Annotated in this window: 19 protein-coding genes and 1 riboswitch; of the genes, 11 read left to right on the plus strand and 8 right to left on the minus strand. The window is 52.9% G+C overall.

What is annotated here, in order from left to right:
• Positions 1–137 precede the first annotated feature (137 nt).
• The 3 genes from ACR9EC_RS10190 to ACR9EC_RS10200 all read left to right on the plus strand — a co-directional run bounded on the left by ACR9EC_RS10190 (position 138) and on the right by ACR9EC_RS10200 (position 1,886).
• Positions 138–914, plus strand: coding sequence for a metal-dependent hydrolase (locus tag ACR9EC_RS10190; protein ID WP_435299120.1), 777 nt, complete (start codon positions 138–140; stop codon positions 912–914).
• A 72-nt stretch (positions 915–986) separates the two neighbouring features.
• Positions 987–1,337, plus strand: coding sequence for a PadR family transcriptional regulator (locus ACR9EC_RS10195; protein WP_435299121.1), 351 nt, complete (start codon positions 987–989; stop codon positions 1,335–1,337).
• 12 nt (positions 1,338–1,349) lie between these two features.
• A complete protein-coding gene (locus ACR9EC_RS10200; RefSeq protein WP_435299122.1) occupies positions 1,350–1,886 on the plus strand; it encodes a hypothetical protein in 537 nt (178 codons plus the stop codon).
• A 72-nt stretch (positions 1,887–1,958) separates the two neighbouring features.
• On the opposite strand, the gene ribH is transcribed toward ACR9EC_RS10200, so the two are convergent.
• From ribH to ACR9EC_RS10235, 7 genes are all read right to left on the minus strand, one after another.
• Positions 1,959–2,435, minus strand: a complete 477-nt coding sequence (ribH, locus tag ACR9EC_RS10205) for a 6,7-dimethyl-8-ribityllumazine synthase (protein WP_435299123.1) — start codon at positions 2,433–2,435, stop codon at positions 1,959–1,961.
• Positions 2,436–2,462: 27 nt separating this feature from the next.
• Positions 2,463–3,689, minus strand: a complete 1,227-nt coding sequence (gene ribB, locus ACR9EC_RS10210) for a 3,4-dihydroxy-2-butanone-4-phosphate synthase (protein ID WP_435299124.1) — start codon at positions 3,687–3,689, stop codon at positions 2,463–2,465.
• Entirely contained in the window at positions 3,686–4,798 is a 1,113-nt protein-coding gene (gene ribD / locus ACR9EC_RS10215; RefSeq protein ID WP_435299125.1) for a bifunctional diaminohydroxyphosphoribosylaminopyrimidine deaminase/5-amino-6-(5-phosphoribosylamino)uracil reductase RibD, read from the minus strand. Before ribD ends, ribB begins: the two co-directional genes overlap by 4 nt.
• A gap of 134 nt (positions 4,799–4,932) precedes the next feature.
• A riboswitch (FMN riboswitch) is annotated at positions 4,933–5,061 on the minus strand.
• Positions 5,062–5,139: 78 nt separating this feature from the next.
• On the minus strand, positions 5,140–5,754 hold the full coding sequence (locus ACR9EC_RS10220) for a riboflavin synthase (RefSeq protein ID WP_435299126.1): 615 nt from the start codon (positions 5,752–5,754) through the stop codon (positions 5,140–5,142).
• A gap of 22 nt (positions 5,755–5,776) precedes the next feature.
• Positions 5,777–6,007: a hypothetical protein gene (locus tag ACR9EC_RS10225; RefSeq protein ID WP_435299127.1), complete on the minus strand. Its 231-nt coding sequence runs from the start codon at positions 6,005–6,007 to the stop codon at positions 5,777–5,779.
• 142 nt (positions 6,008–6,149) lie between these two features.
• A complete protein-coding gene (locus ACR9EC_RS10230; RefSeq protein WP_435299128.1) occupies positions 6,150–6,617 on the minus strand; it encodes a MarR family winged helix-turn-helix transcriptional regulator in 468 nt (155 codons plus the stop codon).
• Positions 6,618–6,668: 51 nt separating this feature from the next.
• Positions 6,669–7,130 (minus strand): DUF5680 domain-containing protein, encoded by a 462-nt coding sequence (locus ACR9EC_RS10235; RefSeq protein ID WP_435299129.1) that lies wholly within the window; start codon positions 7,128–7,130, stop codon positions 6,669–6,671.
• A 196-nt stretch (positions 7,131–7,326) separates the two neighbouring features.
• Here ACR9EC_RS10235 and nagA point away from each other — a divergent pair, with 196 nt between their 5' ends.
• From nagA to ACR9EC_RS10255, 4 genes are all read left to right on the plus strand, one after another.
• Entirely contained in the window at positions 7,327–8,481 is a 1,155-nt protein-coding gene (gene nagA, locus ACR9EC_RS10240; RefSeq protein ID WP_435299130.1) for an N-acetylglucosamine-6-phosphate deacetylase, read from the plus strand.
• Positions 8,482–8,604: 123 nt separating this feature from the next.
• Positions 8,605–9,363 (plus strand): ATP-binding cassette domain-containing protein, encoded by a 759-nt coding sequence (locus ACR9EC_RS10245; RefSeq protein WP_435299131.1) that lies wholly within the window; start codon positions 8,605–8,607, stop codon positions 9,361–9,363.
• Positions 9,350–10,570: a DUF7224 domain-containing protein gene (locus ACR9EC_RS10250; RefSeq protein WP_435299132.1), complete on the plus strand. Its 1,221-nt coding sequence runs from the start codon at positions 9,350–9,352 to the stop codon at positions 10,568–10,570. The genes ACR9EC_RS10245 and ACR9EC_RS10250 overlap by 14 nt, the downstream gene beginning before the upstream one ends.
• Positions 10,567–11,148, plus strand: coding sequence for a hypothetical protein (locus ACR9EC_RS10255; RefSeq protein ID WP_435299133.1), 582 nt, complete (start codon positions 10,567–10,569; stop codon positions 11,146–11,148). Before ACR9EC_RS10250 ends, ACR9EC_RS10255 begins: the two co-directional genes overlap by 4 nt.
• Before the next feature lie 51 nt (positions 11,149–11,199).
• Here the strand turns inward: ACR9EC_RS10255 and ACR9EC_RS10260 are convergent, their stop codons facing one another.
• Positions 11,200–12,609 (minus strand): family 20 glycosylhydrolase, encoded by a 1,410-nt coding sequence (locus ACR9EC_RS10260; protein ID WP_435299134.1) that lies wholly within the window; start codon positions 12,607–12,609, stop codon positions 11,200–11,202.
• A 94-nt stretch (positions 12,610–12,703) separates the two neighbouring features.
• Between ACR9EC_RS10260 and ACR9EC_RS10265 the strand changes: the two genes are divergently transcribed.
• The 4 genes from ACR9EC_RS10265 to ACR9EC_RS10280 all read left to right on the plus strand — a co-directional run bounded on the left by ACR9EC_RS10265 (position 12,704) and on the right by ACR9EC_RS10280 (position 17,041).
• Positions 12,704–13,861: an ROK family transcriptional regulator gene (locus ACR9EC_RS10265; RefSeq protein ID WP_435299135.1), complete on the plus strand. Its 1,158-nt coding sequence runs from the start codon at positions 12,704–12,706 to the stop codon at positions 13,859–13,861.
• A gap of 45 nt (positions 13,862–13,906) precedes the next feature.
• Positions 13,907–15,163, plus strand: a complete 1,257-nt coding sequence (locus ACR9EC_RS10270) for an extracellular solute-binding protein (RefSeq protein ID WP_435299136.1) — start codon at positions 13,907–13,909, stop codon at positions 15,161–15,163.
• 88 nt (positions 15,164–15,251) lie between these two features.
• Positions 15,252–16,226 carry a carbohydrate ABC transporter permease gene (locus ACR9EC_RS10275; protein ID WP_435299137.1) on the plus strand — a complete coding sequence of 325 codons (975 nt, stop codon included), beginning with the start codon at positions 15,252–15,254 and terminating at the stop codon, positions 16,224–16,226.
• Positions 16,223–17,041 carry a carbohydrate ABC transporter permease gene (locus ACR9EC_RS10280; RefSeq protein WP_435299138.1) on the plus strand — a complete coding sequence of 273 codons (819 nt, stop codon included), beginning with the start codon at positions 16,223–16,225 and terminating at the stop codon, positions 17,039–17,041. Before ACR9EC_RS10275 ends, ACR9EC_RS10280 begins: the two co-directional genes overlap by 4 nt.
• The last annotated feature ends 2 nt before the right edge of the window (positions 17,042–17,043 follow it).

Consider the following 17,043-nt stretch of genomic DNA (forward strand, 5'->3'; position numbering starts at 1 on the left):
GTTGGCTGGGAGTCTGTGCAGGGTTGTGTGCGTGGTGGCTTGGTGCTGTAGGCGGTGTTCGTGCCTGTCACAGGCTCGCCATATGCTTGGGGCCGAATACTTGTTGAGTTGAAAGTTCTGTGGAGGGCGTTAAAAACATGATGGGGGCATCGCATGCTGTCTCGGGTGCGGCGGCGTGGTTGTTTGTTGCGGGTACTGGTCCGGTGACGTTGGGGTTGATTGAAGGTGTTGATGGGCCGGGGTTAGGTGTTGGGGCTGTTGTGGCGGCTGGGGCTGCTTTGTTGCCTGATATTGATCATCGCAGTGGAACTATTGCACGGTCGTTGCCTCCGTTGTCGACGATTGCCGCAGTTGTGACGGAAAAATTGTCTGGTGGGCATCGACGTGGAACGCACTCTATTTTGGGGCTTGCTATTGCCATGTTTGGTGCGGTGTTAGCTGCTCGCATATACGTGCCGATTGGTGATTTTGGTAGTTATTACGTGGGTGCTGGAATTGGCGCTATTTTGTTGTCAGCGTTTGCGATTCGGGCGTTAGAGCTTGTGAAGGGCCGCGTTCTTGCGTGGGTTGCGAGCGTGAGTTTGGCGGCAATTGTTGTAATTTTTGCTGCAGATAATTGGGTGTGGTTTCCGGCTGCTGTTGCTGTGGGTTATGCGGCGCATTTGATTGGGGATTTTATTACGACGGGCGGCATTCCGGTGATGTGGCCTGTTGTGATTAAACCGCCAAAGTGGTGGCGTAAGTCCCCTATTTTGTCTGACGTGTGGAAGGCGAGTGGTTCGCTGTCTGTTCCGCTGTTGGGGAATGCGGGTTCGGCGCGGGAAAAGGTGCTTGTTTCTTTGTTGACGGGTTGGGTTGTGTGGGCGGGGGCGTACAACTGGATTGGCGTGAATTTGTTGGGGTGGGCTGCTTAACTGCGAGACGGCCCACTACTATACATAGGCGACTAGTTGACTATGTATAGTAGTGGGGGTTATGGTCTAGTCATGCCTGAAAGTGAACCTCAAGGTCACACACCCCATCGCCATGACCCACAACTACTCAAAGGCGTGCTGCCCATGCTGATCCTTGCAGAACTAGCAAAACAAGAAACGCACGGGTACGACCTCGTGCAAAGGCTCAACAAGCAAGGACTCGAAGGACTAGGTCAAGGCACCGTATATCCGCTACTCACGCGGTTAGAACGCGACGGATGCGTCACCCATCAACTCGTTGCGTCGTCTAGCGGCCCTGCGCGGAAAACATATGCGATAACCCAAGAAGGCGAGCGCGAAATAGCTCGCGCCAAAGACGCGTGGAATGCCCTCAACGCCATCGTCACCACACTCATGAAATAAGGCCGGACAGATATGACAACCACACCGCGCATAGCCGCCCGCGATACGTTTGCCTTCGACTGGTACCTATTTAAAGTCGACCTACTTATGGCGGGGCTACCCAATTCATACGTATCGACGATACGCAAAGATCTAAGGCGCGAACTCAAAGAAGCGGCACGTGAACAAGGCATGCGCGCCGCAATACAAGATTTAGGGCCCGCACAAGTTCTGGCACACAACTATCGTGAAGCTTACGGCAGGCCAGTGCCACGAGTATGGGCCGGAATCATCGCGTTTGCGGTCATACTTTACGGCTGGCTCTTGGGTGTAATTTCTTTGTGTGAAGGCTTGATCGCCTCGGCTGAACAACTACACGTAACCACACCAACCACAGTCACGCACGACTGGCTGTTCGTTCACGCGCGACTGAACGCCACACCTGAGGGAATCGAATCTTTCGGGTTCACACTCGAAGGCTTAGGGCTCATCGGATTTTTAGCAACCCTCATCATCGTGCCATTTATCTGCGCTAAAGGGTGGCGTGCATGGAACAAGCATCAGCCCTGACAAGAGAGCTAAGCCAGCAAATAACAGGGAGGAAGGGTGCGCGCCCTTCCTCCCCGAGCCTGAACGCCCCTGTCAAGAAGTAAACGCACGCAAAGCAACAATAGTTTCCAAAACAGCGTGCGCAGCCTCAACGCCTTTATTGTCACCATGCGGGTCCGTGCTGGCGCGAGCAGCAGCCTGCTCAACATCGTCGCAGGTCAAAACACCAAATCCGACGGGAACCCCCGTGCTTGTAGACACATTGGTGAGACCTAAAGCGGCAGCTTGGCACACATACTCAAAATGAGGTGTGCCCCCACGAATCACGGTTCCCAACGTGACAATTCCATCAACATGCGCGCCATTCGTGGCAATGCGTTGCGCCGCAACAGGTAACTCAAAGGTGCCCGGCACGCGCACTAGAGAATACGTTGCCCCAGACGAGTCCAACGTGCGTACGGCCCCTGCAATCAGCGCATCCATAATGTCGGTATGCCACTGCGCTGCAACAACAACAATGTGTAAACCACGCCCATCCGGGATAAGAGTGGGTCCATTTCCAGTACTCAACAGGTGTCCTTTCAACGTGTGATGAATCTAAATGTGAGAGAGCGACGCGTAAGAATGCCCCATTCGGGATTCTTTCGTCGCTAAATAAGCTGCATTAAACTCAGTGCGATGCACCGGCATACGATGCGTGTCAGCAACCGCAATGCCATGCGATGCCAAAGCTTCAGACTTCAACGGATTGTTCGAAATCAAAGTCAAACTGTCCAATAAAGCGGGATTATCGTGCGCAAGAAAACGCACAATTTCGGCTGCCGCACCGTACTCGCGCAGGTCAGGGGGAAAACCTAACGCGATGTTTGCATCCACGGTGTCTAACCCGTCTTCTTGCAACGCATACGCGCGGACTTTAGCGCCAAAACCTATGCCGCGGCCCTCATGCCCTCGCAGATATATGAGAGCCCCACCTTGCTGCGAAATGATGCGCATCGACTCACGCAATTGCGGGCCGCAGTCACAACGTAACGAGCCAAACGCATCACCTGTTAAACACTCAGAATGAATACGAACATGACCGCCAGGTTGTGCACTCACCAGCGCAGCATGTTCCACACCCGTGTGGCTGTCAGCGAAACTATGCAAAGTGAACGTGCCATCTTCCGTGGGTAACTGTGCTGTTCCAGTGCGAGTTATCCGTCCACCAGCAGGCTCAGGTGAGAGCGGAGAAGCCGCAGTCCATTCAGCAATTTCCTCAATAGAAATCAGCAGCACATCATGCTCGCGGGCAAAAGAAGTCGCCTCGTCATAACGCATCATCGACCCGTCGTCACACACAAGCTCCCCAATAACACCAACAGGAGACAACCCAGCCAGTTCACATAACGCGACAGCAGCTTCAGTGTGTCCTTGACGTTGGGTAAGACCGCCAGCAACTGCCCGCAACGGCAAGACATGCCCAGGGCGAATAAAGTGTTCCGGCGTGGCAGTCGGATCAGCCAACAACCGTAACGTTAACGCACGGTCATGCGCAGAAATACCAGTGGTTACTCCCTGCGCAGCATCAACAGACACGCAATATGCAGTGCGGCGTGGATCTTCAGAATCAGCAACCATAAGCGGAAGGTTTAACGCGTCAGCAAGCTCGTTAGGCATGGGTGCACACAAATAGCCAGACGTATAACGCACAGTCCAAGCAATCCACTCGGAAGACGCCACCTGTGCAGAAAGGATGACATCCACTTCGTTTTCTCTATCGTGAGCATCCGCAACAAGCACGGGGCGGCCCTCACGCAAAGCAGCAATGACGAGATCTTTCATGACGCATCTCCAAGGTCAGTAGTGGCAACAAGCCGAATAAACACGTCTTCCCCAAGACGCTGCGTTTCGACAACGCTGAAGTGGTGAGCGGCGGTGAGGGTAGTGACACCCGCATCATCGAACGCAGATTTACCCGCCCCAAGCAGTTTGGGCGCAACATACACATGCAATTCATCAACTAACTGCTCCGCGATAAGAGCACTGACAAGAGTTGGCCCACCATCAACAAGCACCCGCCGCACAGAATTGTGGCTAAGAGTCTCAACAAAACAAGGCAGATCCCTCGTCGGGACATGTAACAGGCTCGCCCCCGCACTGCATGCACGCGAACCTTCAGAAACAGGGCGGTTTCCCACAACAACACGCAGAGGGTGGGCCTGCTCAGGAGTATCGCGAACGGTAAGAAGAGGGTCGTCCGTATGGAAAGTTCCAGAACCTACCGCAATAGCGTCAACAGTTGACCTGATCGTATGCGCATAAGCTCGCGCCTGTTCCCCAGTAATCCACGTGCTGGTGCCATCTGCTGCGGCAATGCGACCGTCTAAACTCATCGCCCACTTAGCAATCACATAAGGCCGCTGCGGCACCCACTGTTGCGGGTCAACATCGTGAGGGGCGTTATCGAGCCACGAAAAGATAAGCTCTTTGCCGCGCTGGTAGTTGATGCCACCTAGAACTTCTACTCCTGCACGACGAAGCAAAGCCGCTCCACCTCCGCCAAGCGGAGACGCGTCAGGGTAGGAGTAGATGACGCGTCTCACGCCCGCTTCAATAAGAGCGACAGCGCATGGTGGAGTGCGGCCATGATGGGCGCACGGCTCCAACGTGACAAACGCCGTGGAACCGTGAAGCTTAAACCCGGTAGAGCGTGCAACTGCTAACGCCATTGCTTCAGCGTGTGGGGTTCCAGCGCCCTTGTGCCAGCCCACAACGGATGTGAGCCCATCAGCAGACATAAGAACGCAACCAACCCGTGGATTTGCGGTGTCGAGCGGTCCATCGTGTGCGGCGTCGAAAGCCTCATCTAAGGCGTGGATTTCTTGTTCGGTTACTGGGCGCGGCACAAACACACCAGACAAAGATGTTTCACGCGTGGCATTGCTCAGCAACGTAAAAGCCTCCTTCGGAAAAGTTCCGAGGAGGCAAAAAGTGTCTACAGGTACGCGATGGTGCAGTGCACAGGTATGCGCGTACAACAACGCGCAAGCACACAGTCAACGACAGTGCGCGCACGCATATGCTGAGACAGTTTCTCCCATCCGGACTTTAACCGTCGGTCTCGGAATTTCACCGAGTCAACCTACATTCAAACGAATGCAGGGTCGCGGACTTTAACCGCCGGTTCGGACTTTCACCGACCCCGAAACTGTTGTTCGTATGTTACGCCGCAATCCTAACGCTAGATTCCGTGAAACAAAACCCTATGCACACAATGCGAACGCAACCGTGCTCACTCAGGACGGCTAACGAGTCGTTCAACATACTTGGCGATGACATCAACCTCAATATTGACGAGATCGCCTACGTTGAGATCACCAAGGATTGTTAACGCAAGGGTCGTTGGAATGAGCGAAACAGAAAACCAGTCATCCCCAACTTTGGTGACAGTCAATGATGTTCCTGAAACTGCGATAGAACCCTTTTCGACGACATAGCGGCTAAGTTCCGAGGGGAGGTTGAAAGTCAGATCGGACCATCGTTCACCATCAACTCGTTTAGCGAGCTGTGCGATTCCATCAACGTGGCCTTGCACAATGTGGCCATCGAGACGCCCATGCGCAGGCATGGCGCGTTCAATGTTGACTCGTGAGCCAGCCTTGAGTGTGTTTAATGCTGTGCGTTTGAGGGTTTCTGGCATGAGGTCGGCGGTGAAGGTGCCGTTTCCGGGCAGTTCAGCAACGGTGAGGCAGACTCCGTTTATTGCGATGGAGTCGCCTAGTTGTGCGGTGCTGGTTGCTTCGGGGGCGGCAATGCGCATGGAGATTGTGTCTGTGGGATTGCCGGTTGCTGGTGGTTCTTCCAACTCGACGATGGTTCCAACTTCTTCGACTATCCCAGTAAACATGCTTTTCCTTCGTGTTGGCGGCCTAGTTGTGCGGCTTTGCGACGAGGTACGGTGTGCCGTCGGCGCTGATGCGTCGTTCGAGTTGTGAGTTTAGTTCTTCGTCGCGGGCTTTGTCTTGTGGGGTTGCGGGTCGGGTTGGTGCGGTGAGGTCTCCGACTTGGGCGGGACCGAATACTGGCAACAGGCTTTCGGTTAGGCGCATGCCGCGTGTTTTTTGGTTGGGTGTTTGTGTTTTTGGGGTGCGTGGTGTCATGGCTGACTCCAGTGTGTGGGCCGTGTGGCGCGGGTGCGGGCGTGGAACACAAAATTACTTTGTGCACCAACCATTAGCCTACTAAGTGGTTTACCGTGAGTCGAGTTTGTGACAAGCACAGGCGACACGTCCGGCTTTCCCACTACTGCTGCTGAGAAGCACGCTCAATGTCGTGAGCTGCCGCAATCAATTTCGTCATACTTGCATGCAAAGCCTCCAACTCTGAGCGGCTCATACCCAGCCGAGCCATCATACGAGTCGGAATATCTTCTGCCTGTTGACGCAAATCTTTACCAGCGTCAGTGAGTACAATCGCAAGTGAACGCTCGTCATTATGGTCCCGCCCGCGACGAATATAGCCAAGCAATTCAAGGCGCTTCACCAGCGGAGACAACGTGCCAGGATCCAAATGTAAAAGAGCGCTCAATTCCTTAATGGAAAGCGGAGCGTGCTGCCACAATGCAAGCATCACTAAATATTGAGGATGCGTGAGACGCAAAGGCTCAAGAACCGGACGATACAAAGCCACAACGCTACGCGAAGCACGAGTCAACGCAAAACAAACCTGGCTTTCCAAAGCAAGCGGATCAATCTTGTCCGTGTCGCTCACGTATCCTCCACTCTCGCGCATGTACGCACATTTAACCGCAGTTACCGGTCACTATTCAAAAACAAGCCCACCAAAATATGAGAGTTCATAAGCCTGAACCCCACCCACCTCAATGTACTCACGACCCGTGAACCGACCAACGGTTCCTTCGCTTGCATCCACATACGTGCCATGTTCACCAGAAAACGAAAACCCGCCAAGAAACCGGCCCTCGTCATACATAGAACTTAACGCGGCGACGATCGTTTCACCGGCACGTTGCCCATCAATAAGCTCAGGACGAGTAATAACACCGAAATATGCCATCGACCAGACCGGCACATCACGAAACCAAACGGTCTCTTGCCCAAGAAAATTCGTGCCACCAAAATACCGGTCAAGATACGACCAGTCGCCCTGCGAAAACACAATGTCGTGCGACCCCGGCGCGGACGGATCTTGTGGCAGTGCATCACCCACATATGTGCGCTGTTTAGCCGTCACAATAAAAGTCTGTAACTCATCAATATTCATGCGTGTGTGCTCCTGCCCATCCCAGCGACAATATGTGCTCAACATACCCAGCCCCACTGACATGCACGACACAATCAACCCTCACCGCACAGCACATGAAGCAAGGACCAAAGACGGTCCCGAAAGAACCAGCAAGTCCGGTAGCCTAGAAAGAGCCTGGGGAGGTCACCACATTAACTTCAAAAGGATAAAAGAGATGACTCATCTGCTTCGTGCGGCCACAATCTACACCGGCACTGACATCCTTAAAGACGGATGGCTTGCCATAACAGAAGGACGTATAACAGGCAGTGGTACTGGCCCAATTCCAAACCAGTACGCATACGCGACAGTCACAGACATCGCCGGAACAATCGTCCCAGGATACGTTGACATCCACTGCCACGGTGGAGGCGGAGGAGCCTTCGGAGGCTCCGGCGACGCCGCGCTTGAACGCGCACGCACAGCGCTGAACACACACCTCAACCACGGCACAACCACTATGGTTGCCTCCCTCGTCACAGGCGCAGTCCCAGACATGGCCGAATCCGTGAAAACACTAGGACCACTCGTCGATGCCGGAGACATTGCAGGTATCCACCTTGAAGGCCCATGGCTATCAGTCGCACACAAAGGCGCACACGAACCGACCCTACTCGTCGCCCCAACCCCGCAAGACATCGCAACCATTTTTGACGCCCACCCAGGCGCAGTAAAAATGGTCACCATCGCCCCAGAACTTGATGGCGGCATGGACGCGGTAAAAAACTTTGTTGAACGCGGAGCCATCGCAGCTATCGGGCACACCGACGCCTCCTACGACGAAGCAGCCGCAGCAATCGACGCAGGAGCAGACAACGTCACCCACCTGTTCAACGCAATGAACCCAATACATCACCGTATTCCAGGGCCAATCGTCAAAATGCTAGAAGACGAACGCATCACCGTTGAACTGATCGCTGACGGAGTCCACCTGCACCCCGCAATCATCAAGCATGCTGCGCAATCAGCAGGCCGCGGACGAGTCATCTTTGTAACAGACTCAATGGACGCAACAGACATGGCAGACGGCGACTACCTGCTCGGTTCACTTGAAGTATCCGTTGAAGCAGGCGTGGCACGACTGAAATCAAACGGCGCTATCGCTGGCTCGACACTCACCATGGAACGCGCAGTGCAATACGCGGTGACAGTCGCTGGCCTCGACTTTGAAGACGCACTTGCTGCCGCAACAACCACACCGGCAGCAGCGTTGAAACGCACCGACATCGGAAACTTAAACGAAGGCGCTCGCGCTGACGTTGTTGTACTGAACGACGACCTTTCGGTGCACAAGGTGTACCGCGGCGGAGAACTCGTTGTAGAACGATAAAAACAAACAGCCACCTTCTGTCCTTTTTACTCTTTTCACACGTTTTTAAGTATTCTTGCCATGTATTGGCGTGAAACGTGCGCTCTCCATATGGAGGGTTGCTGAGCGAAAAGTGGGCGCAGGGTGAGCAGACTTGCTGTTGAGGGGTTGACCTTTTCTTATAGTTCAAGGTCAGCCCCTCTTTATGACGATTTAACGGTTCGTTTTGATCCTGGAAAAACAGTTCTGCTTGGACGCAACGGAGCTGGAAAAACCACCCTGTTAAGTTTGTGTGCGGGTGTGTTTGAACCACGCAAAGGCGTGATAGTTCTCAATGGTGTGCCGCGCACAAAATCCACTCGTGCCATGCACCGCAAAGCGATTAGTTTCTTGCCGCAGCACATTCCTATCCTTGACGGTTTTACAGTGCAGGAGTCAGTGCGTTATGCAGGCTGGCTAAAAGGTCTAAGCCGCAAGGACGCATACACGCAAGCGACGAAAGTTCTGGAGCGAGTTGGCCTTTCGTCTAGAGCGCACTCAAAAGCAACGAGGCTTTCTGGGGGAGAACTGCGACGTATGGGTATCGCTCAGGCGTTAGTGCATGAAGCTGAAGTGTTGCTGTTGGACGAACCTGCAGCTGGGCTTGACCCCATCCAGCAGGGTGAATTAAGGAATTTGCTTGCTGATATAGATCCACGTATCCAACTCATTGTTTCAACACATCAGACGCAAGATATTGATGCCATCTACGATTCAGTTCTTGTCGTAGATGCTGGAAAAGTGCTTTGGCAAGGCAGCGTGTCTGAATTTACCCAAGGTGTTCCTTCAGATATTCCGGTGCACATGCGCGCTGAATGGGTTTTTGAAACCCTCATCAGAAGGAGCATGCATGTTACTACCTGAATGGCGACGTTCTGCTGCTGTGTGGTGGTGTATTCCTCTCATAGTTTTCACCGTCCTTTATGCGCATAGCCAGACGCTGTACGGGTTTGTGCCGGGGTATGCAGATTCAACGGTTGCCTCCACAACTGTAGGAATGGTGTTCGCTGTTCCAGTCGTGAGCGCAATTGCTGCGTGGGATATGGCGAGGCTGGTTCGAGGCAAAGTTTTTTTGCCGCTATGGCAGCGAAGCAAAGTAAACATCGTCATACTTGCTTTATTTCCTGCGGTTTTACTTGGAATTAGCACAATTTTTGCGGCGTTTGTTGGTGTCGCTCTTGGGGGTTCACCGCAGATTACAGGTCGTGCTTTGACTGGGCTCATACCCTATGTGGCGAGTGTTTTTGCTGGCGTGTCGATTGGTGCGCTGTTTGGGCGCTACTTATCTAATTGGCTTGCAAGCACACTTGTTTTAGTGGGCGGATATGTGTGGTTCGCGTATCCGCCTGCTCTTGAGCCCGGATGGATACGGAGCCTTACGGGATACCAGTCGATGTGCTGCGGAGCAAGTAGTCAATTCATTGCGCTCACGTGGGTAGTGCCAACGCTTATATGTGTCGGGATAATAGTTGCGACTGTGCCGTGGGTGTTCGGCAAGGTTTATTCGTTGAAGTTCCTGATGGCGGGTTTTTCCGTCGCAATAGTTACAGCAGGTTTTTTAGGAGCTTCCTACCTAGCAAAGCCATACGGTATGTATTTATCAGCTGATCGAACTGACCCATTAGTGTGTGCGCAGTACAGTGTAGAAGTATGTGTTTGGCCTGAAAACGTAGTGCTTTTGGACTCTGCGCAGCACGATATTGATGCTGCGGTGAACACTCTTGTCAAAAGTGGCATTGACATTCCACACACGATTACTGAGTCACAAGAAAACCTCGGTGCATGGAAGTTCTCTCTGTCCGAAGCCATGCTTGTTGAGGGGACTCTCCAGCAGCATATTGTGCAAGGCTTAGCTCCATATTCCAGAACTGATGAATGTCTCATACAAGCGCAAGATGACGCAGATTTTTGGGCAGTTTATTCATGGTTAGGGCAACAAATCGACCCTGAGTACGAAGTGTTTGAAGACGTTGCCGATCATGAGTTATTTGCCATGAAAAAAGCTAAGCAAGTGGATTTCGTACAGTCTCGGATTCTGTATGAAATGACATGTGAAAAAGAGGGTACGTGAATCTATGGGTTAAACAACGGCAAGTTGCACTTCAATTTTTACTTGTCGGTGCAGTAGGTTTTATCGCCGCGTTTACAACACCTATTGAATTCGGGTTGCCTGGGCTTTTTAGCGCACATGCATTGATGCGGGTTAGCGATTTTGTTCCGCTTATCCTGGTCGCAGGATTAGGTCATGCAACAAGACAAAGGTTTGTTGAGCTTACCGCTACACGTCCTGTGCGTTACTACGATTTGTTGCTGTACAGCGTGCTCATTGGAGTAACTTATGCCCTCTTGCTGCTGTTAGAGCCACATATGCAGGTGGAGCCAGAAATAATTATTCGCACGACGGTTGCCATGCTTGCGATAGCGCATATCGTTTCTCGTGTTGTGCACGTAAAGGGTGGGCTTATTGCCGCTGCGCTTCTTCCCGTTCTTTCTGGCGTCGCAGGCGTCGTTCACGGGTATGTTCAGTGGTGGGCGGTACCGCTTGCAGATCTCAATGCGATTGAAACGAACGTGTTTGTTTGTGCTCTTGTTATCAGCGCTTTATGCGTAAAGCCGCGAGTGGCGTTTAGTGCACAGTTAACTAAATGAGTGTGGGGGCCGATGCTGAGCATCGGCCCCCACACTCATGTGTATTGCGGTTTAGCCCCAGTTGACTTCTGGGTCGCGGTAGAAGTTGTAGCCGCGGTCAGCCCAGTCTTTGCTGTGCGTGACGATTGACGACACGAAGGTGTCGTAGTCGCGGTCTGAACCCCACGCCACGGACGCAACACCTGGAAGGCGAGGCAAGAGCATAGTCATGATCTCGTCTTCGGTGCGGATGGTTTCTGTCCACAGGCAGGTTTCAACACCTGTAATAAGTTCTGCAGGTGCTGGGGTTTGCTCTGCAGGAATCCAGTCAAAGGAATCCCGAAGCGTAAAGAGACCGGCCCAGTCTTGCCCCAATGGGAAGTCTGCAACAGGCATGAGGTCAAGGTAGGCGTTTGGCGCTGGAGACGCGATGACCTGTAGGCCTGGCGTGGAATCCAAGTGCTGCAAGTTGTCTACGTTGAACTGCTTTGTCCAATACTGAAGTTGTGTGCCTTCAGGGTATTGAGGGCCAGCAGCTTCGTGCCATAGGGTGAGCTTTTTGCCGTGCTTTGCGGCGAGCTGTCCGAGACGAGTCATAAATGCTTCGTATTCGGCACGGTCAACTTTAAGGACCTCGTCTCCACCTAAGTGGATGTACTCTCCGCGGGTGCGGCGGCTGAGTGAGCCGACGATGGTGTCGAGCACTTCCCATGTTGCATCTGAGGTGAGGTGCACCCATGAGAAACCTACGTCGGTGCCCGCATAGTGTTCGCGTGGTTTACCGTCAGGTGAGATCTCTGGGATTGCAACGAGTAGCGCGTTGGTGTGGCCAGGTAGGTCGATCTCTGGGACGAGGGTCATGCCATAGAGTTCCGCATACTGTTGGATCTCTTCGTAGTCATCAAAGTTGAGGCATCCGCCGTCACCATTGGTTGTGTCGCTGGTGGACGCAAGCTTAGTGAGCTCAGGAAGTCCATCAATTTCGATGCGCCAGCCTTGGTCGTCTGACAGGTGTAGGTGTAGACGGTTCAGGTTGTAGGTTGACGCGATGTCGATTGTGCGTTTGATGGTGCTGACACCGAAGAAGTGGCGTGCGATGTCGAGCATGAAACCACGCGTTGCGTATTCAGGATGTCCTGTTGCGCGGAACTGTTCGACGCCTTCGGTGCTGAGCGCTTGAATGAGTGCGTTAACTGCGTAGAGCGCGCCTGAAGCATCTGCTGCTTCAAGGGTGAGCGACTCGTCTGTTAGCGCTAGGGCGTATCCCTCTGCTGGCAGGTCCTTATTGGGGGTGGCCGAGACGTGTGGGAGTGGGGATGCGGAATCTGCTTTCGAGCCGAATTCTGTGATTCGAAGAGCTGCTCCGGGGGCCCAATCAGCAAGTTGTGCTGCGAGGGACTCGAAATCTTTGGCAGACACTTGTGGTGCTGGTTGTCCGAGGAGTTCGAGCTGCTGGGGCTTAGGAATAATGTGGGCTGGCATAAGGTTTTCCGTCGTTGGGACCGTTATCAGAACTTAACCGAAAATCGCTATTTTCGGGCTTGACGTTAATTAGTAAGTAAGGTGTACTTACTTTATGACATCGATCGCCAGTAGTACAGGTCGACGAGCAAACGGCGCTCGTTTGGCGGGGGAGTCATCGAAGCTTCTCCCGGCCAATGTTCGACAACTACACCGATCCCTTGTACTCCAAGAGCTGTACAAGAAGGATCCAGCTAGCCGTGCTGACCTTGCGCGTGCAACTGGCCTTACTCGCGTAACCGTATCAGATGTTGTGAATGACCTGATAGACCGCGAACTTGTAGAAGAAATTGGGCCCCGACCAGGCACGCGTGTTGGAAAGCCAGCAACCCTCGTAACTGTTAAGTACGAAGCCCACAACATTATTTGTCTTGAGCTTTCTGACGAGACGGAACTCCGTGGCGCAGTGTTGTCGCTCGGCGGCGAAATCCTCAGCCGTGATTCCGTGCAACTCGAAGGCCAACGCGGTGAAGCTGCCGTAGCGAAAGTGATTTCGTTGGCTCGTAGCCTCGTCGAAAAAGCTAACGCTCCAATTATTGGTATTGGAGTAGGAACCCCAGGTGTTGTAAACGCGCACGGAGTGGTACGCAACGCTCCTAACCTTGGTTGGCGCGACCTCAACCTGACTGCCGCAATAACTGCGGCCCTTGAATTGCCTGCGTACGTTGCAAACGACGCAGACACAGCTGTCCTCGCTGAAAACACTTTTGGCGAGGGTGATGGTGCTGGGCTGATGATGGTGCAAATCAGCCACGGTGTCGGTGCAGGTATCTTGTGCGATGGAAACCTGTTACGCGGCGCTGAAGGTACTGCTGGTGAAATCGGGCACGTCAAAATCAGTGACGAAAACGTGCCTTGCCCGTGCGGCCGAACTGGGTGCCTCGAAGCGTTCGTAGCAACGCCTCGTCTCCGCGCTCGGATCAATGGGAAAGATGCAGCCCAAACCGCACAGGAACTCACCATAGCCGGACAACAACTCGGACAAGTGCTCGCTCCAATTACCCAGGCGCTCGGCTTGTACGATGTTGTCCTCTTTGGCCCAACAGAACTCCTCGACGGGGAGTTTTTGAAGGCTGCTGAAGAAACTGTCAACACAACTACCAGTCATTTTTCTGACCGGCCAGTTGTATTGCGAATGTCTGCTCTGGGCCGTGACGGTGTGCTCTTCGGGGCTGCCGCGCACGTCCTAGGCGGAGAACTCGGACTGTCTTAACTTCCCTTCTATCCCACCCAAGGCAGTCTTTAAGAAAGGATAATCATGAAGCTCGTTCGTATTGCAGCAATCGGAGCTGCAGCAGCACTTGCTCTCACCGCATGTGGAACCGACTCGGACAAAGAAGCAACCGATTCCGCAAAGCCATCTGGTCCATCGGAGATCACCGTTTGGCTTGCTGGTGAGACTGACACCCCTGAAGACGCAGTCACCTACCTCAAGACTGAAGCTAACAAGCAGGAAATCACAGTCAACGTTGAGCGTATCGGCTGGGAAGACCTCGTACCTAAGGTCACGACTTCGATCGCTGACCCTAAGTCGACCCCAGACGTTGTTGAACTTGGTAACACCCAGGTTCAGGCGTTCTCAACCGCTGGCGCATTCCGCGACATCACCGGTCTATGGGCAGACCTCGACAAGGACAACGACCTTACTCTTGGTGGTTTCGTAGAGGGTGGATCGTACAACGGTAAGCTTTACGCTGCTCCTTACTACTCAGGTTCACGTATTGCGTACTACAACTCTGACTTGGTAAAGGAAGTTCCAGAGACGCTTGCTGACTTCAACAAGCTCGCTGCTGAACTTAACACCGACAAGGTTTCCGGTGTTTACCTCGGTGGACAGGACTGGCGTAACGGTATCTCGTGGATCTTCGCAAACGGTGGCCAAATTGCTACCTACGAAGACGGCAAGTGGGTAGGAAAGCTTTCTACTCCAGAGTCGATCAAGGGTCTTGAAATGATTCAGGACATCTACGAGAACGGAACAAACGCTCCTAAGGATGCAGACGACTCCGAGACTTGGGTTCCATTCAACGAGGGCAAGACAGCAATGTTCATGGCTCCAGGTTGGGCAGCAGGCTCAATCGAAGGAACAAAGGACGACATCAAGTGGTCAGCATTCGCACTTCCAGGTGCTGACGGTGGCGTAGCCCCAGTATTCCTTGGTGGATCCAACATCGGTATCTCTGCTAAGTCACAAAACCCTGAAGCAGCAGAAGCTGTTCTGAACATCATGCTCTCAGAGCCATACCAGAAGATCCTTGCAGAAGCTGGTCTTGGAACCATCTACGCTCAGCACGCTGAGCTTGCTAAGGGTGACGCTGTGAAGGAAGCAGCAGTTGCTTCTGGACAGAACGGTGTTATCACACCAGCATCACCAGACTGGGCAGCATTCGAGCAGACCCAGAAGATGGAAGAGCTCTTCTTCGAGCTTGCAAGTGGTGGAGACGTTAAGGAAATCGCGGCTAAGTACGACGAGATCCTCAACACCTCGTTGAACATCACCAAGCCAAAGAACTAACCCCACACCACCGTGAGTGCCGGGCCGGGCGTAGACCTCCCCTCACGCCCTGCTCGGCACTTCGGTTTTCTTAGGAAGGATGCCATCCGTGGCTAGCGAGCACCTCGCAACCCCTACCGCGTCCAAGGGTTCAGTTCAAGATCTGAGAGATCACCAGGATCTCCCCATTCGTCAACGCCGAAAGAGCATTGCACCATACTTACTGCTCGCACCAGTAATCGTTATGTTGCTCTTGGCGCTTGGGTACCCATTGGCTCGCCAATTCGTCATGTCATTCCAAAGCTTTGGACTGGCGCAACAGCTTGGAACCGCCCCACCTGAATGGGTTGGTTTCGAAAACTACACGACGCTTGTGACTGACCCTGATATTTGGGCAGTTATTATCCGTTCGTTGATCTTCTGCTTTGTGAACGCTACCGTCACAATGATCATCGGTACCTCATTCGCGGTTCTGATGACCAAATTGAATAGCGCAGTTCGTCTCATCTTGAGCACCGCTCTACTCTTTGCTTGGGCAATGCCTGTTATCGCAGCTATGACTGTATGGGACTGGCTATTCGACACCGACTACGGTTTGGTTAACTGGGCTTTGGTACGTATCGGTTTTGAGAACTTTGAAGGGCACACATGGCTGATTGAGCCACTATCGTTCTTCTTTGTTGCAACCGTCATCATTGTCTGGATGAGTGTTCCATTCGTTGTCTTCTCCGTATATTCAGCGCTTACCCAAGTTAACGAAGAAGTACTCGAAGCCGCAGCACTTGACGGTGCAAACGGTTGGGAACGCTTCGTGAACATCATCATGCCAACGATTGCTCCAGTGGTAGCAGTTGTTACGGTTCTTCAAGTTATCTGGGATCTGCGTGTGTTTACCCAGATTTACTACCTCCAAAGTGCCGGTGGCCTGGCCTCCAAGACTGACCTACTCGGTACGTTCATTTACCGCGTTGGTGTTTCGCAGTCGAACTATGGTGTTGCATCCGCTGTTGCAGTCTTCGTCTTGTTCTTGACGTTGATCATCACCTCCGGATACATCCGCACACTGTTTAAGGAGTCAGAATGATCCGCCGCGGCCTACTTAACACGTTAGCTATCGTTCTTGCAGTAATGTGGATTTTCCCCGTCTACTGGATGGTGAACACCTCATTCCTTCCGCAGAACAAGGCTCGTACATCAGACCCAACGTTCCTACCATTTGGCGGCGACTTCTCCGCCTACGACCGTGTTCTAAACCCTGACTTTTGGCACTCATTCCGCCTCAGCCTTTCGGTAACTTTGATTACAGTTACTATCGCTTTGGTGTTTGCGTTCTTGTCAGCACTTGCGGTCTCACGTTTCCGCTTTGGTGGACGTAAAGGCTTCATCTTGACGATTCTTATCGTGCAGATGATTCCTGCAGAAGCACTGTTCATTTCCCAGTACAAGATGCTTCAAGGCTGGAACTTGCTTGACTCGGTAGCTGGTCTATCAGTCGTATACATTGCAGCAGTTCTGCCGTTTACCGTCTGGATGCTTCGTGGATTCGTTGATGGAGTTCCACAAGACCTTGAACAAGCAGCAATGATCGATGGATGCTCCCGTACTGGTGCATTCTTCCGGATCACCTTCCCACTGCTTGCCCCAGGTCTGGTTGCTTCCGGTGTATACGCGTTCCTCCAAGCGTGGAACGAATTTACACTCGCTACCGTGGTTATGAGCCCGTCAAACAGCACACTGCCATTGTGGCTGCGTGGTTTGGCCGTTCAAACTAACCAGGCAACAGACTGGCCAGCTGTTATGGCCGGTGCAGTCTTGGTGGCACTTCCTGTCATCATCTTCTTCATGCTTGTACAGGGCCGTATGACCTCAGGTCTGGTCTCTGGAGCTGTGAAGGGCTAGAA

It is taken from the genome of Timonella sp. A28, from assembly GCF_051200815.1.
Lineage (GTDB): Bacteria > Actinomycetota > Actinomycetes > Actinomycetales > Cellulomonadaceae > Timonella.